Raw genomic sequence first — 26,915 nt, forward strand, 5'->3', positions numbered from 1 at the left:
ACTTCCGAAAGCGCAAAGACTATGTTTCTCCTGCTAAAATCTAACTCGTTATACGACATTAGGTGTCTCCTTTTGAATCAGCTTGTAAATCTTAAGGATACACCTCTTGTCGTTTTTACACACTTATAAAGATATTACCCCGGGCACAATTAGACTTATTTTCCTATTGACATCATAACCTCCATTCAGTAATCTTCCCTTACATCATTTCGGTGCCCTCAAGGTGAGGGGTAATAGGGAAGGCGGTGAAAGTCCGCCACAGCCCCGCTGCTGTTAGCGGCTACGCTCCCGGCATTAAACCACTCGCCCCGGTCAAACGGGACGGGGAAGGAGCCGTGAGGTGGTCTGAGGCCGCAAAGTCAGAAAACCTGCCGAAATGCCACCTGACCGTTATTCCGCTTTTGCGGAATACGGCCGATAATCTGCGCGGGCAGACAGCATTTTGGCCTTCAGCCGACCCGGCCCGACAGATTGTCGGGCTTTTTTGCTGGAGGTCACAGATGAAACTCTGGGTCTTGTTCTTGCTTCTTCTCAGCTTCGCCGTGGCGATGGGAAACGGTGCGGGGGAGGAGAAAGTCTATCAACTGCCGGACACGATTAATGTCACGGCCGAGCGGTTCGCCACCCCGATAAACAATATCCCCTGGCCGGCACGAACTATCTCCATCGATCAGACAGCCCCAAAAGCCAGCCTCTCCGAGGCGCTTGATGGTGTCGCCGGGGCCGATCTGCTCGGGTATGGCGGGATGGGGCAGGTGAGCAATATCATGCTCTGGGGGGCGCCATCATCGCAAATACTCCTTCTCTATGACGGCCGCCCGGTGTACAATTTCGCCACCGGCGGATTCAATCTATCCGACTATAATATGGAGGAATTGAGCCGTATCGAACTGGTCAAAGGGACGCAATCATCCCTTTACGGCTCCGAGGCAATCGGAGGGGTGATAAACCTGATCCCCAGATTCGAATATCTCGATAAAGTCACCGCCGGGATAGATTATGGAAATTTCGGATATATGGGGTACAATCTCTCGATTGCCCGGAAAGTACAAAACTGGCATTTCAACTCGCAGCTTGAGCAAAACCGCTCCGACAACGACCGCCGCAATTCCGGTGTCCGCCGCGACCGTGTTTCATTCAGATCGCTGTGCCTGCCGCAGAAAAGAAATATCGAGCTGAGTTTTGGTTATCGATATTTCCGGGACACGCTGGGAATTCCGGGAGCGATCCCCAACCCGCAAGCTATTCCTTACTATGGAAATTCGGAATCGAACTCGCTGGTCAATTATCAGAAAGATTTCAATCATTCGTTCGATGCCCGGCTGAAAATCAATCCCGATCCCGAATCGCCGCTATCAGCCCAGTTTGACCTGTACTATGAAAAAAAGAGATTGGAATACTTTGGACGCTATGCCTATCTGGGATATTCCGATTCGGTTGATGTTATCGACAGGAATACCAATATCGGGCGCAATTCCGGTTTGACCGGACGATTGCGGTGGGAGAAAGAGCGGTTCGCGCTTTCCGGCGGTCTGGAGTTCCTCTCCGGCTCATCGCGAATCGAGACGATCAACAGCAGCAGCTCGACTTCTTTTGTCTCCGATTCAACGATCCAGATGATTTCCAGGGGCTTTCGGCGTCATCATCGCGACACCTATGCCGTCTGGGCAGGAAGCGGGTATAATATTTTCCCTATCATGCGAATCGACCTGAACGGACGAATGGAACTGGTCAACGGCGCGAAACTCTATGAATCGGTCAATGCCGGATTGCAACTGATTTCCATTTCGCCCTTATCTTTGAAATTGGCTTATGGGCGTGCTTATCGTCTTCCCGCATTCAATGATCTCTATTGGCCGACCGATCAGTATTCCGAAGGGAACCCGAATCTCATTCCCGAAAAAGGGGAGAATTTTCTTTTTTCGATTAGCGGCAAGCCGGGCGAAAGCATTTCAATCAATGCCGATATTTTCTATCGGAATGTGAGAGATTTGATTTCATGGGCGCCGGTCGGTAAGATCAACGATTTCGCTTCACCGCGATGGACACCCTCCAATTTAAACCGCTTTCATTCAACCGGTATTGATTTTGGTCTTAAGGTTCTGTTTGGGAAGAAGTTCCAAATTGAGGGAGACCTCACTTATCAGCGCGCCCGGCAGGAAAATATGGAATTGGTTTATTCCGGGGCTGATGGCAGGCAGCTTTTCGAGAAAACCGAGCGGGCGGCCGCTTTCGTGCCCTCTCTTAAATGGCGCCTTGGCTTTTCCGGGGAGCTGGGTAAGAGCCGGTTGGACCTGAATCTGGTCTATACTTCAAAAAAATCAGCTTACTATGCGGTTTATGCCTTTGATTCATATTATAATAGCCTGATTTCTTATGCCCGGAAAAATGCTCCGGCGAGCATTTTGGCGAATCTGGGAGTAAGTCATTCAATCGCCGGCGGTATTTCTATCTCATTGAATATCAACGACATATTTGACAGTAAGCCAGTTCGGCAGTTTGGTGGATTTCAGGAGCGCGATTATCCCTCGCCTGGCCGGATTATAAAAATGGGGATTAATTTTAATTGGGATTAAAAAAACTTGTATTTTTTGACAACCAAATGCTATATTCAGCGTATAAAATATTGCCTTACACATAGTCCCTCCCAGAAGGATGTCGCCGGAAACGGCGGCATCTTTTTTTTTGTTTGCGATATGGCCGATCTTTGAAAACTATTGACTTTTTGCTGCCGTCTCTCGATATTGAAATGTCTCGATAGAAATATCCTCATCGCCTAAAAACTGACAGCCGATTGCCTCACGCTTGACAGTGCAGCATTGATCGCCTGCAACGTGTAAATTGCTATCGAGGCCGAAAAGAGTCGCAGAGCACCGGAGAAGGGATAATGGTTTTCCCGGGCGACTCGGAGATGAGAAAGGCATAAAGGAGACAAGAGCACAACTATGGAATTCAGTTTCAATTTCACAATCGATGCCGACATGGAGCGGAAAATTATTTTATCCAAGATCTATGGTATCTGGAGAAAAGAGACCGCCGAGCAGTACCGTGAGGAATTTGCCAAGGTCGTGCAACCGCTTCTCAAAGAGAAATGGGCCAAACTGATCAATTTGACCAATTGGAAAACCTCATATCCGGACATGATCGAAGAAATCGGCGATCATATCACCTGGAGCCATGAGAATAATGCCGTCTATTCGGTTTATGTGGTCGATAATCCGATCACCAGGAACCAACTGAAAAAAATGATCACCCACAGCGAGAGCCCGGATGCCTGCAAGATTTTCAAAACTATGGCCGAGGGTGACGCTTTCCTGAAAGCGCACGGTTTCTGATCGACTATTTCAGGTACCGCTCAAACCATTTCAATATCCATTCCAATCGCGCCAGGCGACGGTCGGGTCTTCCGTGTCGTGAGAGACCGTGCGGTTCCTCGGGGAAACGCACGAATTCCACTTTCCTTCGCATCACCTTCAAAGTGGCGAATAGCTGCTCCGCCTGTTCAATCGAACAGCGCAGGTCGCTTTCGTTATGCAGTATTAAAAGCGGCGTGCGAATGTTTTTGGCATAAGTAAGCGGTGACATCCGAAGATACCCCTCACGATTTTGCCAGGGGTGACCGCCAAATTCCACCTCATCATTGTACGCCAAATCCGATGAACCCATAAAAGATTCCAGATTCGTGACCGAACGCTGGGTGACCGCCGCCTGGAAACGCCGGGTGTGTCCCACGATCCAGTTGGTCATATATCCGCCGTAAGAACCACCGGTGACCCCGATTCGTTTCTTACTGACAAAGGGGAATTTCTCCAGATGATCGGCCGCGGCCATGCAATCCTGATAATCGATGCCGCCCCAATCATTGACAATCGATCCGGCCCAGGTTTCGCCGCGCCCGCCGCCGCCGCGCGGATTGGTATAGAAAACGACATACCCTTTTGAGGCCAGAAGCTGCATCTCGTGGAAGAAGCTGAATCCGTATTGCACTCGCGGACCACCATGAATCTCCAGCACCGCCGGGTATTTCCGGTTGCGATTGAAGTTGGGCGGTGTCACCAGCCATCCCTGAATTTCGGTACCATCATGCGCCTTAAACCATATTTCACGCGTCGCGGGGAAATTGATTTCTGAAAAGAGCGGCTTATTCAGCGAAGTAAGTTTCTCTGCCTTAAGGTCGCCATGGTAAACCGCGGGAATGAGATAGAGATCACCGGGATTACTCAGGTCGACAACATTGGCCGCAAAAAACTTCTTCCGGCCGTTCATGCTGTAGCCGGAGACATGGCAATTTTTCTTCGTAATTCTGGTCGGCAATCCCCCACGGGAGGGGACATAGAAGAGATGGGTCGAACCGAGGTCCGAGGCGGTAAAATAAATCCGTTTGCCGTCGGGTGACCAGTACAGAGTCGGGTTTCCGTGCCCTTCGCCCAAGTCGTTAATCGTTTGGTCGATACATTGCCGGTCGAATTTCGGCACCAGGTCTTTGGCCGCCGGTTTGCCGTTAACGCCGACAACCCAGAGATGGAAATTATGCACGCCCCCGGCATCCTTGAGATATTGATGTCCGAGATAGGCGATTCTTTTGCTGTCGGGTGAAAATGAGGGTGAAGCAACCGGCCCGGCCGGGGTCGGAATTTTCCGCTCGCGGCCGCCGTTAATCGACATGACAAAGACATCATCCCCCATCGGCTCGATATCGGGATCGGGGTACCGATTGGAGACAAAGGCAATCATTCTGCCGTCGGGCGAAACCGCCGGCGATTGCTCATCAAACCGCCCTTTGGTGAGTTGGTTCATCTTCGCCGAGGCGATATCCAATTTCCAGATATGAAATCTGTCCTGCGGAAGAAACCCCAAAGCGTCAAGGCGGTAGAAAAGCCTCGTGATATGACGGCACACCGGCGCCTCTTTTTTCTTCTTCTCATCTTTCTCGGTATGGGAATCGTTGTATCGGAACGCAAAGACCAGCGTCTTTCCATCCGGCGTCCAGTTCAGCTGGCCGAACGAGCCATCCTGCTCGATGATCTTTCTCTCCGCGCCTCCCTCGGCCGGAATAATATAAATGCCGGTCTTTTTATCTCGGCTGGAGACAAAGGCGATCTGCTTCCCGTCGGGCGACCAGACCGGGCCATGGTCGGAGATTTCGCCGAATGTGAACTGCCGGGATTGGCCGCTCTTTATATCGAGAAGGTGCATCCGTGAGAAATATTTCTTTTTGTCCTCAGTGATATTTTCGACCGTGTAGGCGATTTTGGACTCATCGGGGGAGAGGGCGACGCCGGTGATAAGATTCAAGCGGCAGAGGTCCTCGGCCACGAGAAGCCGTCTTTTATTTTTCTTCATAGACACCTCATATTGATATGTTGCCCGATAAGTAATGCATTTTGACCGCTTTGACAAGGGAAAAAGTGGCAGGGATCAATCAGCGTTCTATTCGGGAGTGATTTGATATCCTTTGCCCATATTATCAGGCAGATTTATATTGACATACGACAAGAAATTTTGCTAAATTGATACTATTCCGGAATTACGCACGACGTTCACCGGGGCCGGAATGTGCTGACAGCAAAACCTTCATCTTTTTCGCAAGGAGGAGATATGCAAAAGTGCATTTTCTGGTTAATTCCAATGACAGCAGTGATTTTTGTTTTACTATTTCTTAATGTTGCATCAGGCACCGATATTAGCCAGTCGCCTGAAGATGCGCAGCAGGTTATGAAGGACATTCTGGCCATGCCTTTGGCGTTTACAGATAATGCCGGGCAACAGGACCAGAATGTCCTGCCCCAAGTTGCTAATGATGGCGAGCGAGCAATTCCACCGGGCAGAAGCGTTGCTGAGTTTCTCACCCCTGACGGACGATTTGACCTTGAAGCGACGCGGCGGTCTGGCTATCAAGGCTCATTGGATATGAAGGGTTTCGAATCGGCAATTGACTCGGCCACCGGCCAGCCTATATTTCGACCTTCCGGGACGGCAGCAGCAGCCGATAACCCCGATGATATTTACTGGGACAACGGCATATCGCCGTGCATTCCGGGCGTTTGTGGTAATTATTGGTATGATGGTTATGTTCTTGCTATGATAATCTATGATGGGAAGCTCATTGTCGGAGGCCGGTTCACTATCGCAGGTTGTGTGTTTGCCAACAATATCGTCGCTTGGGATGGTTCCTCCTGGTCGTCATTGGGGTCGGGGACGAATAACAGTGTCTATACCCTGACCATGTATGACGGGAGACTGATAGCAGGGGGTGATTTCACAACGGCCGGTGGCGTGGCGGCGAATTACATTGCATCCTGGGATGGAAGCAGTTGGTCGTCATTGGGGTCGGGGACGAATAGCAGTGTCCGTGCCCTGACCGTGTATAATGAGATACTGATAGCAGGGGGCAATTTCACAATGACCGGTGGCGTGGCGGCGAATTACATTGCATCCTGGGATGGAAGCAGTTGGTCGTCATTGGGGTCGGGGACGAACAGCAGTGTCTTTGCCCTGACCGTGTATAATGAGATACTGATAGCAGGTGGCTGTTTCACGATGGCCGATGGCGTGGCGGCGAACAAGATAGCGTCATGGAATGGGAGCAGTTGGGATTCGCTGGGATCGGGGATGGATGACTGTGTCTTTGCCCTGACCGTGTATGACGGAAAACTGATAGCAGGGGGTGATTTCGCAACCGCCGGCGGCGTGGCGGCGAGGCTGATAGCTTCCTGGGATGGGAGCAGTTGGTCGCCATTGGGATCGGGGATGAATACTGATCAAGTCCTTGCCCTGACCGTGTATGACGGAAAACTGATTGCGGCAGGCTTTATGACGACGGTAGACTCCTGGGATGGGAGCGTTTGGTCGTCATTGGGGTCGGAGATGGATGACTATGTCCATGCCCTGACCGTGTATGACGGAAAACTGATAGCAGGGGGTGATTTCACAACGGCCGGTGGCGTGGCGGTGTGGCGGATAGCGTCCTGGGATGGAAGCAATTGGTCGTCGCTTGTGTCGGCGATGAATGGTCTTGTCTCTGCCCTGACCGTGTATGACGGGAAACTGATAGCGGGGGGCACTTTCACAACGGCCGGCGGCGTGGCGGCGCATAGGATAGCATCGTGGGACGGGAGCAGTTGGGATTCGCTGGGGTCGGGGATGAATAGCGCTGGCTTGGCCCTGACCGTGTATGACGGGAAACTGATAGCAGGGGGCTCTTTCACGTCGGCTGGCGGCGTGGCGGCGAACAGGATAGCGTCGTGGGATGGAAGCAGTTGGGATTCGCTGGGGTTGGGGATGAATGGCAGTGTTTCTGCCCTGACTGTGTACGACGGGAAACTGATCGCGGGGGGCTATTTCAATATGGCTGGCGGGGTGGCGGCGAACAGATTAGCTTCCTGGGATGGGAGCAGTTGGTCGCCACTGGGGTCGGGGGTGGGAGCAGAAGAATCGGCCGGCGGCGCGGCAGCGAACAGGATAGCTTCCTGGGATGGGAGCAGTTGGTCGCCGTTGGGATTGGGGATGAATGACAATGTCTATGCCCTGACCGTGTATGACGGGAAACTGATAGCGGGGGGATGGTTCACCACGGCCGGTGGCGTGGCGGCGAATTGCACGGCTTCCTGGGATGGGAGCAGTTGGTCGCCGTTAGGGACGGGGATGAGTGGCACGGTCGATGCCCTGACCGTGTATGACGGGAAACTGATAGCGGGGGGATGGTTCACCACGGCCGGTGGCGTGGCGGCGAGGCTGATAGCTTCCTGGGATGGGAGCAGTTGGTCGCCTTTGGGGTCGGGGGTGGAAGGTATCGATCCCTTGGTCAATGCCCTGACCGTGTACGGCGGAAAAATGATAGCGGGGGGCGAATTTACGATTGCGGGGAACAAGGTCTCTGCCTATCTGGCGGCATGGACTTTTTCCTTTGATACTGACATTGCAATGATTTCTATTTTGGCGCCATCAGACACATTAATTGTGGGTTCTCAAATATCACCAATGGCAATCATACAAAATAATGGAAAAAGCGAAGAATCATTCCCCACTGTATTTCAGATTGGTTCTGTTTATTTAGACACCGTAAATATTACTCTTGCCCTGCATCAAATTGATACTATTACATTTTCTCCCTGGCCGGCTGCCAATATTGGTACATATACGGCACGATGTTTTGCCACACTTGATAATGACCAATGCCCGTACAACGATTCATTAATGAAGAGCATTACTGTGATTCCATCGGGATTTACCATATTATCCGTATCACCAAGTACCGGTGGAAATACCGGAATAGTGACCATTGATATTGCCGGAAGGCTCTTTGAATCGGGTGCGCGAGTAAAGCTGACAGTGTCCGGGCAGCCGGATATCATTGCCGATTCGAATGTTACATTTATCCTTGATTCATCAAACATAAGAGCCATATTTAACTTGACAAATCAGGAATTGGGTATTCGCAATGTAGTAGTCATTAATCCCGGAGGTGATTCGGCAGTCTATAATAGTGGACTCAGCATTGAAGCGGGTTTCGAGAATCTATGGTATTCTATTGAGGGTAGGAATGAAATCCGAATAAATCGATGGCAAACTTACACATTGAGGTATGGCAATTCCGGCAATATATGTGAATATGATGTAATGTTATGGATATCGAGCCCACCCGGGATTTCCATAACCTCCGACATTCCTACATTCCCAGATAGCTCATCTTTTACGCCTGTAGTAGTTGATACTATGTTACTATGGAACATATTGATTACTAAACTAAGGCCGGGAGAGGAAGGACAGCTAATTCTCAACTGCAATGTTCCATTGCCACAAAATGAAATCCGAGTGAATCTCTGCACCGCTGTTTCCTTGGGATCGCTCACTGACATTTTTAATTCAGTTCGTCTCGACAAAGGAGGTTACAGGGCGAATGCGCCAAATTATGACGAGCCACCTCCAGGCAGCGCGGGTGCTATCCTATTTGTAGGTCCTCATGAGGAGAATATGTTCGGACATGATGCATTTTATGATGGCAATGGCGGTGTGATTGATCATTATTTACATACCGAACTTAGTAATGAATTCCCGGAGGAAACTATCCCTTTTGCCCAATGGAGAAGCCATTATGCGGGTTTAGGTTCTGCCTATAAAGGTTATGGCTTTCCTCCTGGCTATTCAGAAGAAATAGGCCAAGCAGCATGTGATGAATATAAGAAGTTTCTTTATGATGGTACCCCTTATTCGGTGCTCGGGTTCTGGGGTGGCGGTCCAAATAATGCCGTTAATTGTGTCGGAATTGCTCAGCAATCTTATTACAAGGCTGGTTTGCCTCTGGATAACTGGCAATTTAAGGCTACACCTCGTAAATTATATTTATCAATTACACATAGAAATGATTTTTGCGAACCAGAAGACCCCAGGGTATTCAGCATAGATTCTCTAAATATATGGGGTCTAATATATGAAATGCCGCCAGATGTATATGCTGGAAAATTTCTTTCACCTGATGGATCCAAGATATTCATTCCCATTGGCTCATGTGACCCGAATGATAAGGTTGCTACCGATGGATTTGGCTCCGGACATTATATACTGCCCGAACTGAATACAATGTACACGATCTACTTTGAAAATGTAGACTCTGCCACTGCATCAGCCGAAAATATCCAAATTGTTGATACCCTTGATCTAAATCTTGACTGGAACACTCTGCAGTTTCAGGAAATCTATCCGGGTGACGGACCCGACAGTATTCGGCCAGACTATGCGGCTTCATATAATTTCGACTCTGTTAATGGTGTCCTTAATTGGAATTTAGCCAATATTAATCTCCCTGCTGATACTGCGCCCTATTGGGGCGAGGGCTGGGTAAGTTATTCTATCAAGCCCAAAGCCAATTTGCCTACTGGAACCAAAATTGAAAACATTGCGTCTATTAAATTCGATGAAAATGATTGGATATTGGCCCCGATGGACAGCCTGGCAATATTTAATACAATTGATGCCGGTTCGCCGTTTAGTAGAATTAATTCTCTACCCGATACAACGACATCATTGCGATTCAACTTGAGTTGGCTTGGCCACGATGATTCGCTCGGTTCGGGAATTAAATCATATGCCGTGTATTACAGAGACACAATGGATACGAAGTATACTCTAATGGTTGAAGATGTAGTCTCCAATTCCACTGAATTCACCGGTCAACATGGCCATACATATCAGTTCTATACTATTGCCGAAGACAATGTAGGGCATACAGAAATAGCACCCAAACCGGATTCACTTTTGGGAATGACCACAATTTGGTATCCTTATATATGCGGTGATGTCAACGGCAACGGGCTTATTAATATACAGGATATCACTTTTCTGATCAATTATCTCTATAAGGGTGGCCCGGCGCCGAATCCTTTGGAAATAGCCGATGTTAATCACACAGGCATGGCCAACATTCAGGATATAACATATTTGATCAATTATCTTTATAAGGATGGGTCAGCCCCCGATTGCCTGGGCTCTGGTCTATTATATGCCAGTAACAAAAGATCAGTAGCTGTGGACAGTGGATCAGTGCGGTGTATAGTTAATGACGGCAAGACCATTATTTCCATAACGTCACCTGTTGAAATCTATGGCCTTGAGATGAAACTACGATCAGCTGACAGCTCAACAATCAATCTTGAAAGTAATACGGGTCTGGATCTTTTCTTCAAGCAGGAGAGCAATGAGATAACTCTTGGCTTACTAGATCCTCAAGGGAAGATTTTTATTCCGAAAGGAACAAATATTATCTTAACAGTTGCAGGCTGGGTTCAAATCGATTCAGTTTTAGGTGCTGATGTGAATGCCTGTCCCATTTATTTCAAAACCGCAGGGCCAATTTTGCCGCGAGAATTTAGTCTTGAGCAGAATTATCCTAATCCTTTCAACCCATCAACAACAATTAGATTCGGGCTTCCGAAGCGGGTTGAAACGAAACTCGATATATACAATATACTGGGGCAGAAGGTCACTACTCTGATAGATGGCATTCTCGAAGCGGGCTTTCATGAAGTCAGATGGAATGGGGTAGATTCATATGGCCATGAAGCTGCCACGGGTGTATATTTATATCGCTTGAAAGCGGGAGAATTCTCAAAGACGAAGAAGATGCTTATTCTAAAATAGCCATATTGGCTTGAAAGCAAAAGATGGGGTCGGATGACCGGCCCTATTTTTTTGCTGTCCTTGTCTTGAACTGGAATTTATTGACCGCCTCAGGCGCCAGGTCGGCGTTCCGTAATTCCTCCCCTGAGGTATTGAGAAATCCGACAAATTCCCCAGCAGAATCCCAACCCGAATAATTATATAACTAATCACTACCGGCTCCATTATATTCTCTTCCGCTATGCCGAGCCTTCTCCGTCAATTTGGAAAAAACATTGTCACCAGTTGGGCCGGCTTGGTGGTCCGAATGCTGGTCGTCTTTCTCGTCAATCCGATTGTTATTCATTCGCTCGGCAATCATCTTTATGGTGTCTGGGTGCTGATTTTTTCCATCGTCAACTATATGACCATTCTCGACCTCGGTCTCCAGCAGGCCCTTATCAGATATATTTCGAAATTCCTCGGAAACGGGGATTACGGCAAGATCAATTCGGTTCTCAACACCGCATTTGTCGTTTACTCGGCGGCCGGGATAGCGGTAATTATCATTTCGGCCATTCTTTCATTTTTTGCCCTGAATTGGTTTAATATCCCCGCCGAATATATCGCGCAGGGGAGAGCGGTGCTGATGATTATCGGTCTCAATGTGGCGATCAATTTTATTATGCTTCCCTGGGGTGGTTCGCTGGGAGCGTTTCATCGGTTCGATATTGCCAACGGCATCGCGATCGCCGAGGATATACTCCGGACTCTGGTGATAATTTTCCTGCTTAAGAGCGGATATGGCATTGTCCCTCTGGCGCTGACTTTCCTGATTTTCACCCTTCTTCGTGTGATTACGGCCACTGTTTTCCTCAAGCGACTGCATGCGCCGCTCCGGTTCAACCCCCGCCTGGCCGACCGCTCCACTTTCCGGATGCTTATCGGCTATGGGGTTATCAGCTTCCTGATTTCCATCGCCTGGATGTTGATTGTCAACTCCTCTAATGTCTTGATCGGCTATTTTATTGATACTTCGGCGGTTACAATTTATGCCATCGCGGTAACGCTTCTGGTGGCGGTCAGAAATCTCATTAGTGCGGTGGCTATGCCGCTGCGCCCGCTGGTCAGCCATTATGAAACTAAAAATGAGAAAGAAATTATCTCTCTTATCTATATGAAAGGAACCCGGTATCTCTATTTCCTCACTTTTCTGGCCGCCGGCGGAATAATTGTATTTGCCGACCATTTTATCGCCCTCTGGATGGGCCCGGGGTATGAAGCATCGGCCGGTATCCTGAGGATACTGGTGGTTCCGCTGGCGGTGTACCTTCCCCATGCCGTCGGCACGGCCATCCTGTACGGTATCGAAAAACATACCAGAATTCTCTATGTCATATTGGCCGAGGGGATTCTGAATCTTGGCGGCAGTATTCTCTTGATTCAGCATTATGGTCTGCCGGGCGTTGCCTTTGGGACAGCCATCGCCCAAATTATTATTTACTTATTCGTTATGCCGAGAGTCATCCGGCCGATTCTGAATATCAATTTGGGAGCGTTCTACAGTTCAATAGCGAAAGCCGCTTTTCTCGGTTTTGCCATTTCGTTCGGTTTATCCTATCTGGCCAAAATTGCCGTTACTCCGGAAAACTGGGGCTATTTCTTTGGCGAGATATTGATTGTCGCCTTTATCGGTCTGCTGTGCGGGTATTTTGTCGTCGATCGAAAGGATCTGGAATTTCTCAAGGCTAAATTATGGAACGGTCTCTCATCCTGAGCGAAGAAAAGGACTGATTTTATCCTCTCCTTTTTGTATAATGTAAGAGTGATACAAAGATGATTCAGTCACAGGGAAATATTTAGGATGATGATGAACTTTCGGAGATTTCTGAAGATCCACGGCCAACTATTACTTGTTATTTTTATCGGCCAGATTTTTTCACCGATTGTTCGGTCGGCCGAGCCGTTCTCTCTTCTGGGATTGACTTTCCCGACGATGAAAATCGACCGCCCTGATACCGCTCTGGTTCTTGCTCCCTGGGACAGCGGCGGTGCGGGGGCGGAATTGTGGCTGGCGGAGGGGGATTATTTGCCGGAAATTGGCTTCCCACAGCAGGAAAATCTCCTCTTCTATCTGAATTCGGCGGGGAAAAGCGATTCGGTCATATATTCTCTACCCCAGAAATCGGATTATCTGAAGCAGTTTGTCAATTCCCTCAATAATATCCGGTTTGAGCCTGCGACATATGAGGATTCCGCCATTCCTTTCATTCTTCCGGCCAGACTTGTTCTTTCCAGTCGCCTCAACAGACCTTACGCCACCCTCCATTTTCCCTATAACGCTGTTAAAGACACCCGAGACCGCGCCCTGTTGGAAAAGGCCTTAACCATTAACGGCTTCACCGCGCCTTCCCTGCGCTCCTTTCCCTCCTATTATTGCGGCTTTAAAAAAGGGCAGAAGGCTGATCTTTATCCCTTTGCGGTTTTTCATTTAATCATCGATTCTACCGGGAAAGTCGCCCGTATCCTCGAGCATTGTACCACCAATGAGAGCTTCACTGATGTCGTCTCCCGGGCTCTGTTATATGCCGATTTTTCTCCCGCCGTTTGTCGCGGAAAAACGGTTCGTTCGGAGATGTTCCTCACTTTCCGATTTTTTGAGCGCTTGAGATATCCCACATCCACCTGGCCGCCCGATTCGAGTTGGATTCCCGACCTCCCCTTTGATTATATCCGGATCGATCCCTCGCTATATCTGGATTCGCTGACCAATCCGCCGATACCATTCAATTTTCCCTATGGAGAGTTCAGGACCGGAGGAAAAATCCCCCCTTCGGTCACCTTGGAGGCATTCGTTAATATAGATACGCTGGGAAATATAATCTCCTCGGCCTTCGACCGTCCTGCCTGGGATGAACCGGTCAAACAGGCGGCGCGGATACTGCGCGAATTGAAATTTCTGCCCGCGAGGAACCTTAATGAATATAGAGTGTTATTTACGGGAAGAATGAGAATAGCCTTCGATAATAGTGAAAACATACGAATAATTGTATATTGGCTTCCCTATGAAGCTCAGAAGGCTCGACGAGTAAGTAATTGAAATTCTTGAAGATACGGAGATAATCGGCGGGTCTGAGATTCAACCGGCGCAATTGTTGCGATTCTTCACAGGTCTTGCTCCTCCCTCATTCCCTCTAAGTTATTCTATTGTATCCCAATACATTAATACCTCAGGGAACCTTAAACGCATGGCACACTTGTTGTATTGAATATATATTGTATATGTATGAAAAGAAGGAAGATGCTATTCGGCTTATTGTATAATATATAGAACGCTTGAATGAGGAGATGGAAAAATTGAACTCGCGACCGGAAAAAATAGTCAACCTGTTCTCGGCGATCCTGGTGTTGGTGGCCGGGATTTATCTGATTTTTTTCATGCCCAATACCCTGTTATCGTCGACCGCCCGAATAATCTTTGGTGTGGTCTTGATTATCTACTTTGTTTTAAGAATTATCCTTTTTTTGAGGAGGTCGCGGGTGTCGGATGAGGGAGGGTCATAGAGCAGTTTGACCATATAAATTTCTTGACAAAAACTGGAATTAGGGTATTATACCGTCTTGAATTTTTGGCCCCGTAGAGAGGTGTTGAGATTGAAAGATTCAGATAGACAAAAAGCCGGCCGACTCTGGCCCCTTCTGATGATTTTCTTATTGGCGATTCCTGCGATTCTTCTGTCTCAGGTAATCAAACAGGAAATCACCGATGCTCTGGCATCGGGGGATACCACTTTGGCCGTCTCCCTGTTGGAAAAAGATATAAAACTCGACCCCAGTTATGGTTATAACTATTACACATTGGGTCAGATATATGTCCGCCGGGGAAAATATCAGGAAGCCGAAAAGCAGTTTCAACTATCGTTCAATAAAGACAGCAAGTTACTTGATGGACTTCTGGCCCTGGGGACGGTTCAGGTCAAGTCTGGCAAGTTGGATGAAGCCATTAAGAATTTCAATATTGGCCTGAAGAAATCCAAGGATATAATGAAAGCGGCCTTTTACAACGGCCTCGCGATGGCCCACATGGCCAAAGCAGACCTGAACAGCGCCGACCGCGAAATCCGTCAAGCCATAATCATTGATTCCACTAATGCCGAGTATCATACCTCCTTGGGTGATATCAATTTCCAGAATAAAGTATATCCTCTGGCTTTAAGTGAGTACGAGAAAGCTCTTGAATTGGATACCGCCTCCCTTGATGTTTATTTCCACATGGCCGAGGCTTATCTGGAGCTTAAGGATTACAGCAGCGCGCTGGAGAAATTGAATTTTGTTTTGAGAAGGGATTCAACTCATGCCGAAGCCTGGATGAAAGCCGGCGGCATTTATTATAAAGCGGCCCGTTCGGCCCGAAATTCCGAGGATGCCCGGCAGCGATTTCGGGATGCTATCGGTTCCTATAAAAAATACATTGAGCTCACAACCGGCAAACCGGACAGCACCACCGGCCGGGCTTATTATGAAACCGCGATGGCTTATCTGATGATCGGCGGTTACAGCGAGGCCAAACAGTATTATGCCACGGTGTTGGGGATTCCGGTGGAACCCAAGGATATTTATTTTTATTACGGCCGGGCCTTTTTCGGCAGCAGTGAATATGATTCGGCGGTGGTCTATTTTAATAAACAGAGTGAATGGGTCAAGAGGCAGCCGGAAGGATTCCAGTCGAGTGTCTCCGAGGGTGAGCTTAACCGCTGGATGGGCGAAGCCTCCGAAAATCTCAAAGATTACCAGAATGCCGTCACTTATTACCAGAAATCACTGGCGTTCGATTCCGCTCAGGAGCGGGTCCTTTACGGGCTGGCAGTCAGCTATACTTATCTGGGCGACTATCGCAGCGCCCTGATATATTATATCAAAAGAATAGCCCTGGGCATTGATGAAAAACTCTGGCACATTTATTATAACGCCGCCACTTCCGCCATGTATCTGGCCGAAAAATCGGCCCAGGCTCCGGAACAGAAAGAGGCTCCCAAGACCGACAGCGCCTCGGCGGCCAATCCGGTCGTGGATCCTCTGGCCGGCGTCGACTTTTCCAGATTGGCCGCTTCATATCTGGAAAAAGTGGTGGGATTCAAGCCGGAAAATGTCAAAGCGACCAGCATGCTCGGTTCAATCTACCTTTATCAGCTTTCCGATTGCGCAAACGGAGTCAAGCTTTATGAAAAGGTATTGACCATGGATTCGGAAAATTGCGATGCCCTGAAATCCTTGGGATACGCCTATTTTGGCGGCATCTGTCAAAAAAATTACACCCGAGCTCTCGAATACTTGAACAAAGCCTTGAGGTGCACGGTAAGGAAAAGCAATTCGGAATGCTCCGATGCGAATCTTCTTACCTGGATTGCTCAGGTCTATGAATTCCGGGCGCTGGAAAAAGAAGAGGCCAGGGATAAGGCGGAAGCCAAAAAAGACTACAAGGCGGCCTTTGACTGGTACAACAAAGTGATAAAATGTGAACCGGGCAATAAATCGGCTTTGGACGGCATTGACCGGGTCAAGTTTAAATATTAGTTCATTAATATATCAGGAGATTCTATGGCCGAAAAAGATGAAAAGGGTACAGCCGAAAGAAAAGGCGTTGACCCTGAATTACGATTCAAATATCTCGGCTTTGAAGTCAAACCAGGCAAGATTGGGGATCTCTTTAAGTCGGACTCGGAGAAAGAGAGCTGGATCAAGAGGGTTCTTGACAAGAGGAAATCGGGCATCCGGCTCCGTGAGGAATGCAGTCTGACCGAACCGCGCGTGGCTCCCTACGAGCGGATTGTCCTTACCATCACCTCGGTTCTCATTATTCTATCCCTGTTTCTCCCCTGGTTTTCCGGATACAAAGAGATAGAAGTCAAACCTGCTGTGACTGCTGCGTCGCAGGTCGGCACCGACTCATCCTCCAGTCAGGTTCAGGTTTCTCAGAAGGATGATAAAGGGTTTGCTTCTATTTCGATGGTCAAAAAGAAAGTTGAGATTCGTCGGGAATTTCAATCGGTGTCCGCTCTCGGGGCGCTGGCCTCGATAGGCAATATGGGCGGCAAGGCTTTCTCATCCGGTTTCATTCTCATGCTGACCGCCCTCTTGTTCATCATTTACATCCTGCTCTGCCTCGGTTTGGCCGGTTACACTCTCTATGCCCTGCATGGGATAAAGGGTGATGCCGATTCGACGGCTCTGCAGCTCAAGAAAATACTGCGACTGAACTGGATACCGGTGGCTGTCTGGGTATTTTGTCTGCTGATTTCCGTCGCCGGCGCCGACTATTCATTTGATCCGACCGGGATGGTCAAGCAGTTGGGCCGGAGCTATGGCACGGCCAGCTATTTGGGTCTATTAACATATGGATTTTATTTATCCTTGGCGGCGTTCATTATGAATGCGGTTAAGGCCGTAGAGATTTGACAGGAAAAAAATAGAAGTTAAAAACTAATATTCGGAGGTTTTGCACAAGTGAAACAGTCACTATTCATTACTCTAAACTTTCTGATTTCCTTTGTAATCGGATATGTTCTCTGGGGTGTCATTCTGAAGTCTCAGCCGGCCGGGACTATCGCCCATAATGTCTATCAGGGCGGTCCTCTGGTGGTAGTGTTGATTACCATATTACTGATGTTGATCGCATTTGTGGCGGAACGGTTCATTTCGCTCTATAAAGTCGCTAAAGGCAAAAGCTCGGTTCAGGTTTTCTTCAAGAATCTGATCACCCTGCTTCAGGCCGACAATTATGACGGCGCTCTGGCTGCCTGCGACAAGCAGAGAGGGACCACGGCTAACGTGCTGCGTGCCGGTATTGAAAGATATCGCCAGATCAGGGACGACAAATCTATCGACAACGAGAAGAAGATCACCATGACCCAGGCCGCCATTGATGAAGCCAATGCGCTCGAAGGCCCGCTTCTGGAAAGAAACCTGATCGCCCTTTCGACCATTGCCTCAATCGCGACCATGGTCGGTCTTCTGGGAACCACTATTGGTATGATCCGCGCCTTTGCCGCCACCGGCAATGTTGAGGGCGGTGTCATTGATGCTTCGCAGCTGGCGGTCGGTATTTCCGAAGCCCTTGTGAATACCGCCGGCGGTCTTATTTCCGGTATTTTGGGAATCTTTTTCTACAACTTTTTTGTTAATAAGGTGGATGCTTTCAACTACACGACGGATGAGGCCACCTTTGAAGTGCTTCAACTGTTGAAAGATAAAGAAGGTAAGTGACTTATGTCTATCAAGAAGAAACGGCGGATCTCCATCAGGATAGATATGACCCCGATGGTCGATATTGCCTTTCTCCTTCTCATTTTCTATATGTCGACCACGCAGTTTAAGCCACCCGAGGCCAAGGCGGTGACACTGCCCTCCTCGCACTCTCAGATTGAGTTGCCTGACAAAGATATTATTAATATCACTGTCAGCAGGAAAGACTCTATCTATGTGGACTTTCTCCAGAAGGAGAGAGTGGTCATTGACGGGCAGGAGTTGACCACCACGGTGCGGAAATATGCGGAGGTTGACACGCTCAATGTCGCTTCGGCCATCAACCGGGCCAGAACCTTAAACCTTAAGGCCCTCATCGTTATCAAAGCCGATAAAGATGCCAGCTTCGGGACCATGAATGCCATCATGAATTCCATGAGTGAAAACCAGCTGACACGCTTCCTGATTATTACCGATAATGAAGGGAAGACCGAGATGCGCGAAGCGATGAAGAAGACGGGAGCTTAGCGGAAATGAGTGAAAGGAGTGATTTGAATGGCCGGTGATGTAGTCCAACGCGAAAAATCCGGTAAAGGTAAGGGTCATCGACGCCCCAAGCGACGAATCGCTATCAGGATCGATATGACCCCCATGGTGGATATCGCTTTCCTGCTTCTCATCTTTTATATGGTCTCGACCGTGTTCTCCATGCCGCAGGCAATGGAAATCAACCTGCCACCCAAGGACTCAAAGACGCCGGTTGATGTGGCCGAGTCGAATCTTCTGACCATTCGTATCGACGGTCTGGATCGGTTTTTCTGGAATGTCGGCAATCCTGCCAAGTATCTGCCGCAACTCGTTCCGCCGGACAAGAAGGTTGTTGCCGGCCAGACGAGCGGTTATAATGTGGATGCAGATTCCTTGAGAATGCTGTTGAAAAACCTTAATTTTGATAATCCCAAGTTGAATACGCTGGTCCTGATCAGAAGAGACGCCCGCTACAACTCCATGGTCGACATTCTTGATGAAATCGACCTTTTGGAACGTTCCTGGAATGCCGAAAAGGCAAAACAGTTGAACAAAAAAGTCGATGATCTGACCAAAGATGAAAGATTTTCCTATCGCTATGCGATCGGAAATTGGGAAGACAGCGATGATAGAATTATAGATGCCGCGGCTGCGGCTGCAGGTGGAGGAGGTGGAAATTAAATTATGGCGAAAACTCCTACTATTGCCTACAGCGACTACGGCGCATTTGAACTGAAGACCAAATACCAGCGAAACATGCTTTCGGGAACTCTGTTCGCGGCTCTGCTGGTGGCGGTTCTCATCGGCGGTACCTATCTCTATAAAGTGTTGACCGCGGAAGAGGCGGTTAATATTCAGCCGATGATTATCAAAACCATTGCTGATTTGGGGCCGCCCCCGACCGTGACCAAGAAGCCGCCCCGAATTGATATTGCCCAGCCCAATATGGTGGCGCCGAAGGTTGGTATTCCCAAGCCGGTGGCCGATGATGAGGTGGCCGATCAGGAGATGACCATTGCCACCAAAGAAGACCTGGCGACGATTGTCGCCCCACCGACCGCCGCTGATGATGGCCAGGACAAGTCCAATATTGTCGTCGACATTCCCGATGAGGAATACCTGCCCTCTCCCGAGGACTTTGTCCCGGTTGAGATTCCGGCCGAAATGATTTACGAGGAAGTCCCGGAATATCCGCGGTTGGCCCGATCGGCCAATATGGAAGCGGTCGTCTGGGTCAAAGCGCTGGTCGACAAAAACGGCGATGTGAAAAAGGCCATGGTCTATAAGTCCTCCGGCTCAAAAGCCGGGTTCGATGAGGCCGCTGTCGCCGCCGCTTATAAGTGCAAGTTCAAGCCGGCGATTCAGAATAACCGGCCGGTGGCTGTCTGGGTGGCGTACCAGGTTGAATTTACCCTGACAGACAGACGGTAAGGTTAAAGTAGTAATTCGGCAGATTGCGGCATCCTCCTTGCTAAAGGAGGTGCTGTATGACAGGCGCAAGGTATGTTGCTTTTTTCCCTGCCTTCGTCCTCAGGTATGACAATCACCACGCCCTTCTCGTGGTTGTTATACTTTCATCCCTGATAATTCTAACTCAGCCTCTTTTCCTTTCCTCTCTCCAGAGAGAATGGTCTGCCCCTGCGGGGCGCGACTGTCTGCTAACCGGAATGACTCTTCCGGGGCTTATGAGCCTGGCCCTGGGGTCCGGCTCGCTTATGAGTGGTGGACATCTTGTTCCGCCGCGAAAAAACATTCAACCGCCAACCTCCTCGGAGAGATTCGGGCTGATACCAATTTTATCTCCTTCTCCCGGTGACACGGGCGAGGCTGCCTGGTATGGCATGGAATTTGAACGTTACATTGATTCAAAATCCGTTGGTGCCGGTGGCGGGGGAGCATATATAAAGACCATTTCATTAGACACGAATGTCTATTCCCTGACCGATGTCGTCGAACGGGTCCCCGAATTTGTCTGGATGAAAGAGCCTGATTATCCCTTAACCGCCGAGCGGGCCGGAACGGAGGGAAAAGTTATCCTTCATATCCTGGTCGATCAGTTCGGCAAGCCCATTCAGGTCGTTGTGCGCTCCGAGAAACCGGCCAATTTGGGCTTTGGGCCAAATGCCGCCCGGGCGGCCAAGCAAGCCGTCTTCGTCCCGGCGATACATAAAGCGCACCCGATCAAATGCTGGGTGGAATTGAAAATTGATTTTGAACAGGATTAATCGAAGAAGCGGGCACGCCTACTGATGACGCAACCGCGCAAAATACTGAACCCCGGCCAGAAATAAGCCGAGGCCGATAGTCAAGTATATGGGGGAAAGATAAATTTTGGGGAGACCCGAATGACGCAGCGTATATCCCATGAGAATCATGATTGCTACAATCAAGTAACTCCGGGTATTCTGAAAAGCAAACAGGCAGACTTTTTCTTTACCGGGAGCCTGTTCGTAAATTCTGGCCAGATTCTTTTTCGCCAGTTTCGAAAAGCCGAAAATAAAGATAATGATTCCACCGCCCATTCCAATCAATATTTCCGGTATCGCTTCGAATCCCCGGCCTTTCAGCCATCCGGCCGCCACTATCATCAGCGCCAGCCCGACTGCCGACCAGACCAGTCCCGCCATGAAAACGAGAACGCTTCTTTTTGCTGCAGGAGCTTTCATACAGCCAACTATACATAAAGTCGACCGGGGTTGTCAACATAAGACAGCCGCGGCAGAAGGTCATATCGGATTTTCATTGACAGAATTATGAATGTAGATATTTTATTATAGGTGGAATTTAAATTTTGACCGATGTATGATTTTATGAGAAACGGATCGCTTTATCAGACTGCGATAAGGCGCCGTTTGGGCTGCTCATCATTGAAACACAAGAACGCTGCAAAGCAACGCCCCGCTTGCCATCGCAAGCACAGTTAGATTCACTTTCCAATTACATAACATCGTCAATCTTCCATCAAATAAACTGTTCAACTTCATAGTGTGGGTTCTACCCGCCATTTATGGTAACATTGTAGGTCGCCTATAATATCAAAAGCCCGCCGCCGGCGGGCGGTTTCGACACATTGCATTTTTTGGATAGGCCAGGCTCGCGAGGGGCCTGACCTGCCTTTCCGTCAATAATTATTACATGCGAACCGTCACTCCTCTTCTCCGGCGTACGACGGCCCACGCCATCCAGCCCAAGAGCAGAACGGAGAAGATGATCAATCCCCATTCGGTGAGGGTGGGGATGGCGTGTGATACCAGTGCCATATGGAGGTCGCACTCCGAGTGCTCAACCCGCGATACTGGGTCAAATTGAACGACGATATTAGAAATCCTGAGGACTTGGTCACAAGCCAGCGTTATATCACCAGCGTAAGTGAGATCTTTGACGACTTGGAACGCGCCGGGTTCGCCGTTAATTACGTGCGTCTGCACATAAGTCATTCGCACATGGCCGGGTTCCACTTGGTGCCAGAGTTCCTCGATGTCGTTAATCAAGACCGTCGCGCTGTCCGGCCAGTCGTCACAGGTGCCACTCCACACGCCTGTGGCGATGACATATATGGTATCCCCTGACACGCTCGATGAAACGTTTTGCACGAGAGTGACCGTGTCGTCATCTGGTTCGATCCACATTGTCCTGAGGTCGTAGTTGCCATCGCAAAGATCCATAACGTCGAAGATGCCGGCACTGAGATTTGAATGACACTTGTCCCTCGTTTGCTTCGTGGTATGACCAGTGGTGCGTCTTGGTTTGTTATCATTCTTTTGATCTAAGCTAGCAACCATGTGATGGCTCGCACAGTCCGTGACGGCCAATCCGACATAGCATACGGTATCCTCGTTTATGAAGCCGCTAAAGCTCAGCTGTGTATAGACAGTCGAGGAACTTTGGGCCGGTACACTAATGAATAACGAAATAAGAACCAAGAGGCAAGCGACCGTGGCTGCACTTTTTGCGAAACTTGATTTCAAAAGCGGTTGTTCGTTAATTGCTTTCTCTGCCTTTATTGTTTTGTCCATCGTTTCCTCTTTCGTGTTTGTTATTGTATTGACCTACTAACTTCTTCTATAATGAGGAATTTTGATGCCGCCAAACTCCTGCATACGTAGTTTCCGCATTTGCCTTCTTTTCTGCTTTTCGGGCGGGCGAAACCCGTGAGGGATCTGAACCGCATCAGACCCCAAAATTCCTCATCATCTATGGACTAATAATTTTGAAAGCCATAATGTGGCGGGGGTGCGCGCGGTCCGGAAAGAAAATTCAAATACTTCTCAATTACCACTTGGCTGAATTGAGGATAATGCTTCTTGGGTTTCTTCTTTGCGACGTTATATGTCGGGCGTATTCTTTCTCTTGCATATTCAAGAAACCAAAGAATCAGCGCATTTACGAGGACGACTATCAGCGAAACCAGCACAAGACCAAACAGGGAACAGAATTCAACGACGATTTTGGAGCCGGGCTGGGATATTGAAAAGACACCCCCGAGATTGGCAAAAGATATTAGGATATACTCTATCGGGAACCATATCAGGGCTATTGCCAGAGGATCAAAGCCAAATGATCTTTTTACCCTGTCTACACCCAATGTAAAAACTATAAAGGCAGCATTGAGCGATACCATTCGGAAAATGAAGTAGGCCGGATCAACCGACAATTCGGTGAGACCGGTAATAAATGCAAAGAATGTTGCCAGCATGATTCCCGTTGCAATAGAACCCACCCGGCCAACATGGCAAAGCCGCCAGAGAAAAGGAATCAGCGCAAACAGCGAAACAAACCAAAAATCAGGATTGGCATGTACAAGAGACAGCAAGGCCGCCGAGCTTAAGGCAGAAAGGATATTGAATATCCACACCTTTGGGTAGGCGATACGGTTCATCATTCGTCCAACTCAGAAGTACTAAACTCAACCAGGCACAGGACACGAATAGGAGAAGAAAATCAATATGGGTCAGCGACTGCCTAATCTCTGGGCATCGCTATATCGAGGCACCCTGAAAAAACACGAATGCCTGCTTTAACGGAATCCCAATATTAAGACCCACCTCTCAAGGAAACCAAGTCTCATTAGCAATTCTACATTGTGCCTTACTCTAACGCAGTTTAAGACAGAAGTAATAAATACGCTTCTGATGATGATAATCAATGATGCCTTATTCTGAGTTAATTGTACGATATTACGATAAGCTTGTCAAGAGAATAATGGCTTGATTCGCATTCTCTTGCCTTTTTATATATGCCTAAGAGAAACACCGCTATTTATGGAGTCGCTCTTAATAAGCAACCCACCAACGGGGCTCGTTGAAGAAGTCACCGATAGTGGATGAAGCATCTCCTCGCGCAAAAAGACACAGAAATTGTCATCCTGAACTTGATTCAGGATCCAGAAAGGGAAAACATAAGTGCAAGTCAGTTACTACTTTCTGGATTCTGGCTTTCGCCAGAATGACAGGTCGGACGTCATCATTAGTCATTACAGAGGTATATTGCCATAATATACACTTTTTCAACACTCCCAAAAGGTGCGAAATTAACACATCGCCGCCCCGCCGGATAGCCTTGTGAGCAAAAAATGATATCCATCTGATAAAAGGCCAAACACAAGGGGGGGGTGATTTATCAAGCCCTCCCTTCGTTGAATAATTGACACCATATATTGACCATTTTCTATCCTTAACTCCCATATATAGATAAGATAAAATATTTTATAAATTTCAGAAAAAATCACTTGACAACTGCACAAATGTGCAGTATTTTCATCTCAGGCCGATATAGAATTCAAGAAGGAGACTAATATTATGCTCATAAATAATAGCTCTTTTGACTCAGTCATACAGGAAATCACGGAACCATCAAGCGCTCCCAGCCGGCATCTGCAGTCGGCAATGAGCCACCGCCCGGCTGTCCATTGCCCCGATTGCGGAACCGGGCTGATCCGTCTGGGGAGCTGTTTCTCCTGCCCGACCTGTGGATTTGGAAGCTGTGGTTGATTAATTCATAAACAATGGGGGTGTATCATGCGATTAAAGGATTTGACAAAATTCGAAATACCGGAACTGATAATCAACAGCTGGAGCCATCGGCAGGGGGACTATCTTCTTCCTCTGCAGGAGAAGGCAATCCGGGCCGGGCTTCTCAAAGGAAATGAAGAAAATCCTTGCTCGAACCTGCTGATATCGGCGCCGACCTCGGCGGGGAAATCATTCTGCGGCGAGATGGCTGCCATTGCCGCGCTCCTGCAGCGCAAGAAAGCGGTCATGCTTCTTCCGCTGAAATCGATCGCGGAGGAGAAATACCGCTACTTTCGCGACTGCTACCGCTCGATTGGTATCCGCGCGGTAATTATCACCGGCGACCATCCGGAAAATGACCATGATTTCGAATCGGGCAAATTTGACCTGGCTTTGGCGATATACGAGAAATTCAACCGGCTGCTGACGGTCAATCTGGATATTCTCCAGCAGGTCGGATTGGTCGTGGTTGATGAGTTGCAGATGATCGGCGACCCGGAGCGGGGGCCGGAACTGGAGATGGCCCTGACCAAAATAATCTGCTCCGGCCATTGTCCGAGAATCGTCGCTCTCTCGGCGGTGCTTGATGATGAAACCGAACTGGCCGATTGGCTGAATTGCCGGGTTATCCGCGAGCTCAACCGCCCGGTCGACCTTCTGCAGGGAATTGCCTCCGGCGGCTATTTTCATTTTCGCAGTTTCAACAGCGGCCTTGAGGGGCGCGAAAAATTCGACCTGCCCGATGACCGCGAGGATCTCGCCGAGAGCCTTATCCAATTTCTCAAAAAGGACAGCAACCGCAAGCTGATTTTTCTCAAGTCCCGGCGGGATACTTTGCATGCCGCTTTTAAACTGGCCGCAGCGGTCAATTGGGAGGAGGCTCGCACGACGCTCAACGAACTGGATGGGGAAGAACCCAGTTTCTTGGTCCGCTCACTGCGCCAGACCCTGTCCCGCGGGGTCGCGTTCCATAACGCCGACCTGACCCCGGCCCAGCGTCAGGCGGTCGAACAGGGATATATGAGCGGCGAAGTTCGGGTGATCTTTTCGACCACCACGCTGGCCATGGGCGTGAATCTTCCCGCCGAGATGGTGCTTCTCGAAACCATGAAATATTCTCCCGGCAATTGCGGCGGCCGAGCGGTTCTGGTTCCTATAACGCCGCCGGAATTTCAGAATATCACCGGTCGCGCCGGTCGCTTCGGTTTGGGGGAGACCGGCAAGCCGGGACGGGCGGTCATTTTGGCCGGCTCCGATTTCGAACATGAGGTGCTTTGGTCAAATTATATCGATACCCGCAAAGACACCCGGGTCGCCTCCTCTCTTGAGCGATATTCGTCCGAGGATATTCTTCTTGAGTTGCTGGCGTCCGGGTTGATTTCGGAAAAGGATGATCTGGAGCGGGTCCTCTCGAGAACGCTTCTTTCGCGGCAGAAGGGGAAGGTCGATGCCGCCCGCCTGAATAGATGTCTGGCCGAACTTGCCTCGCTGGGGCTGATTTCGGAAGATCTTCGCCCCGGTGCGGTCGGCCGGGCCGTGGCCCGGTGCGGATTGACTGTTGCCACCTATCGCCGCTATAAAGCATTCCTGGAAAAATCTCATCCCGAGACAATCGTCGGATGGCTTTCGCTGGCTCTGTTCGGCGCCGAATTCGATATTTCACGGTGCGGGCTGATGCCATCGGAGTACCGTTCGCGCCTCTACGAAAAAATCCGGCATCAGCAATTTGCCGAATATTCCGGCGAAATTACCCCTTTCGTCGCCGCCGCGGTCGGCCGGGAACCGCTCGATTTTCGCTCCTGCGCCATTCTGAAAGCGGTCTTTCTCCTATCCGACTGGAGCGGGGAAGTATCGGTTGAGCAACTGGAGCAGCGCTATCAATTGCATCATGGGCAGATAATCAATCTGGCCGAGACGGCCGCTTGGTTGATCGCCTCGCTCGGCCGGATAATCGCCGCCGGAGATGCCGGCGCGCGTCTCCCGCAAACGCTCGATGAGTACGCTTTCATGGTGCAATTTGGTATTTCGCCGGAGATGCGG

Annotated in this window: 19 protein-coding genes and 1 riboswitch; of the genes, 15 read left to right on the forward strand and 4 right to left on the reverse strand. The window is 49.2% G+C overall.

Annotated features, from left to right (window positions below):
• Nucleotides 1-193 precede the first annotated feature (193 nt).
• Nucleotides 194-391: riboswitch (cobalamin riboswitch) on the forward strand.
• A gap of 109 nt (nt 392-500) precedes the next feature.
• Entirely contained in the window at nt 501-2,576 is a 2,076-nt protein-coding gene (locus NT002_13980; protein MCX6830370.1) for a TonB-dependent receptor, read from the forward strand.
• 369 nt (nt 2,577-2,945) lie between these two features.
• Nucleotides 2,946-3,335 (forward strand): hypothetical protein, encoded by a 390-nt coding sequence (locus NT002_13985; protein MCX6830371.1) that lies wholly within the window; start codon nt 2,946-2,948, stop codon nt 3,333-3,335.
• A gap of 4 nt (nt 3,336-3,339) precedes the next feature.
• On the opposite strand, the gene NT002_13990 is transcribed toward NT002_13985, so the two are convergent.
• On the reverse strand, nt 3,340-5,343 hold the full coding sequence (locus tag NT002_13990; GenBank protein ID MCX6830372.1) for a S9 family peptidase: 2,004 nt from the start codon (nt 5,341-5,343) through the stop codon (nt 3,340-3,342).
• Nucleotides 5,344-5,598: 255 nt separating this feature from the next.
• On the opposite strand from NT002_13990, the gene NT002_13995 reads away from it, so the two are divergent.
• The 11 genes from NT002_13995 to NT002_14045 all read left to right on the forward strand — a co-directional run bounded on the left by NT002_13995 (nt 5,599) and on the right by NT002_14045 (nt 21,089).
• Nucleotides 5,599-11,136: a dockerin type I domain-containing protein gene (locus tag NT002_13995; GenBank protein MCX6830373.1), complete on the forward strand. Its 5,538-nt coding sequence runs from the start codon at nt 5,599-5,601 to the stop codon at nt 11,134-11,136.
• 220 nt (nt 11,137-11,356) lie between these two features.
• Nucleotides 11,357-12,871, forward strand: coding sequence for an oligosaccharide flippase family protein (locus tag NT002_14000; protein ID MCX6830374.1), 1,515 nt, complete (start codon nt 11,357-11,359; stop codon nt 12,869-12,871).
• Nucleotides 12,872-12,958: 87 nt separating this feature from the next.
• Complete coding sequence (locus NT002_14005) at nt 12,959-14,194, forward strand: hypothetical protein (GenBank protein ID MCX6830375.1); 1,236 nt, start codon at nt 12,959-12,961, stop codon at nt 14,192-14,194.
• A gap of 248 nt (nt 14,195-14,442) precedes the next feature.
• Nucleotides 14,443-14,658 (forward strand): hypothetical protein, encoded by a 216-nt coding sequence (locus NT002_14010; GenBank protein ID MCX6830376.1) that lies wholly within the window; start codon nt 14,443-14,445, stop codon nt 14,656-14,658.
• 90 nt (nt 14,659-14,748) lie between these two features.
• The gene (locus tag NT002_14015) at nt 14,749-16,668 is read left to right on the forward strand and encodes a tetratricopeptide repeat protein (GenBank protein MCX6830377.1); all 1,920 of its coding nucleotides are present in this window, start codon (nt 14,749-14,751) and stop codon (nt 16,666-16,668) included.
• 24 nt (nt 16,669-16,692) lie between these two features.
• On the forward strand, nt 16,693-17,550 hold the full coding sequence (locus NT002_14020) for a hypothetical protein (protein MCX6830378.1): 858 nt from the start codon (nt 16,693-16,695) through the stop codon (nt 17,548-17,550).
• A gap of 48 nt (nt 17,551-17,598) precedes the next feature.
• The gene (locus tag NT002_14025) at nt 17,599-18,357 is read left to right on the forward strand and encodes a MotA/TolQ/ExbB proton channel family protein (GenBank protein ID MCX6830379.1); all 759 of its coding nucleotides are present in this window, start codon (nt 17,599-17,601) and stop codon (nt 18,355-18,357) included.
• 3 nt (nt 18,358-18,360) lie between these two features.
• Nucleotides 18,361-18,864, forward strand: coding sequence for a biopolymer transporter ExbD (locus NT002_14030; protein MCX6830380.1), 504 nt, complete (start codon nt 18,361-18,363; stop codon nt 18,862-18,864).
• A gap of 27 nt (nt 18,865-18,891) precedes the next feature.
• Nucleotides 18,892-19,545 carry a biopolymer transporter ExbD gene (locus NT002_14035; protein MCX6830381.1) on the forward strand — a complete coding sequence of 218 codons (654 nt, stop codon included), beginning with the start codon at nt 18,892-18,894 and terminating at the stop codon, nt 19,543-19,545.
• Between the two features lie 3 nt (nt 19,546-19,548).
• Nucleotides 19,549-20,295 carry an energy transducer TonB gene (locus NT002_14040; GenBank protein MCX6830382.1) on the forward strand — a complete coding sequence of 249 codons (747 nt, stop codon included), beginning with the start codon at nt 19,549-19,551 and terminating at the stop codon, nt 20,293-20,295.
• Between the two features lie 56 nt (nt 20,296-20,351).
• Nucleotides 20,352-21,089 carry an energy transducer TonB gene (locus NT002_14045; protein MCX6830383.1) on the forward strand — a complete coding sequence of 246 codons (738 nt, stop codon included), beginning with the start codon at nt 20,352-20,354 and terminating at the stop codon, nt 21,087-21,089.
• An 18-nt stretch (nt 21,090-21,107) separates the two neighbouring features.
• On the opposite strand, the gene NT002_14050 is transcribed toward NT002_14045, so the two are convergent.
• From NT002_14050 to NT002_14060, 3 genes are all read right to left on the reverse strand, one after another.
• On the reverse strand, nt 21,108-21,530 hold the full coding sequence (locus tag NT002_14050; protein ID MCX6830384.1) for a hypothetical protein: 423 nt from the start codon (nt 21,528-21,530) through the stop codon (nt 21,108-21,110).
• Between the two features lie 465 nt (nt 21,531-21,995).
• Complete coding sequence (locus NT002_14055; GenBank protein MCX6830385.1) at nt 21,996-22,880, reverse strand: IPTL-CTERM sorting domain-containing protein; 885 nt, start codon at nt 22,878-22,880, stop codon at nt 21,996-21,998.
• 185 nt (nt 22,881-23,065) lie between these two features.
• Entirely contained in the window at nt 23,066-23,746 is a 681-nt protein-coding gene (locus NT002_14060) for a hypothetical protein (protein MCX6830386.1), read from the reverse strand.
• 916 nt (nt 23,747-24,662) lie between these two features.
• On the opposite strand from NT002_14060, the gene NT002_14065 reads away from it, so the two are divergent.
• Together NT002_14065 and NT002_14070 are read left to right on the forward strand one after the other, a co-directional pair.
• On the forward strand, nt 24,663-24,854 hold the full coding sequence (locus NT002_14065) for a hypothetical protein (protein MCX6830387.1): 192 nt from the start codon (nt 24,663-24,665) through the stop codon (nt 24,852-24,854).
• Between the two features lie 27 nt (nt 24,855-24,881).
• Nucleotides 24,882-26,915, forward strand: a 2,034-nt coding sequence (locus NT002_14070; protein ID MCX6830388.1) for a DEAD/DEAH box helicase, incomplete at its 3' end; no start/stop codon positions are given.

The organism is Candidatus Zixiibacteriota bacterium (assembly GCA_026397505.1).
Lineage (GTDB): Bacteria > Zixibacteria > MSB-5A5 > GN15 > PGXB01 > JAPLUR01.

Coding starts and splice junctions, on each gene's coding strand:
- NT002_14050 (MCX6830384.1), bottom strand. CDS start 21,530: ATGAAAGCTCCTGCAGCAAAAAGAAGCGTTCTCGTTTTCATGGCGGGA.
- NT002_13990 (MCX6830372.1), bottom strand. CDS start 5,343: ATGAAGAAAAATAAAAGACGGCTTCTCGTGGCCGAGGACCTCTGCCGC.
- NT002_14020 (MCX6830378.1), top strand. CDS start 16,693: ATGGCCGAAAAAGATGAAAAGGGTACAGCCGAAAGAAAAGGCGTTGAC.
- NT002_13985 (MCX6830371.1), top strand. CDS start 2,946: ATGGAATTCAGTTTCAATTTCACAATCGATGCCGACATGGAGCGGAAA.
- NT002_14040 (MCX6830382.1), top strand. CDS start 19,549: ATGGCGAAAACTCCTACTATTGCCTACAGCGACTACGGCGCATTTGAA.
- NT002_14030 (MCX6830380.1), top strand. CDS start 18,361: ATGTCTATCAAGAAGAAACGGCGGATCTCCATCAGGATAGATATGACC.
- NT002_14055 (MCX6830385.1), bottom strand. CDS start 22,880: ATGGACAAAACAATAAAGGCAGAGAAAGCAATTAACGAACAACCGCTT.
- NT002_14005 (MCX6830375.1), top strand. CDS start 12,959: ATGATGATGAACTTTCGGAGATTTCTGAAGATCCACGGCCAACTATTA.
- NT002_14000 (MCX6830374.1), top strand. CDS start 11,357: ATGCCGAGCCTTCTCCGTCAATTTGGAAAAAACATTGTCACCAGTTGG.
- NT002_14045 (MCX6830383.1), top strand. CDS start 20,352: ATGACAGGCGCAAGGTATGTTGCTTTTTTCCCTGCCTTCGTCCTCAGG.
- NT002_13995 (MCX6830373.1), top strand. CDS start 5,599: ATGCAAAAGTGCATTTTCTGGTTAATTCCAATGACAGCAGTGATTTTT.
- NT002_14010 (MCX6830376.1), top strand. CDS start 14,443: ATGGAAAAATTGAACTCGCGACCGGAAAAAATAGTCAACCTGTTCTCG.
- NT002_14060 (MCX6830386.1), bottom strand. CDS start 23,746: ATGATGAACCGTATCGCCTACCCAAAGGTGTGGATATTCAATATCCTT.
- NT002_13980 (MCX6830370.1), top strand. CDS start 501: ATGAAACTCTGGGTCTTGTTCTTGCTTCTTCTCAGCTTCGCCGTGGCG.
- NT002_14035 (MCX6830381.1), top strand. CDS start 18,892: ATGGCCGGTGATGTAGTCCAACGCGAAAAATCCGGTAAAGGTAAGGGT.
- NT002_14065 (MCX6830387.1), top strand. CDS start 24,663: ATGCTCATAAATAATAGCTCTTTTGACTCAGTCATACAGGAAATCACG.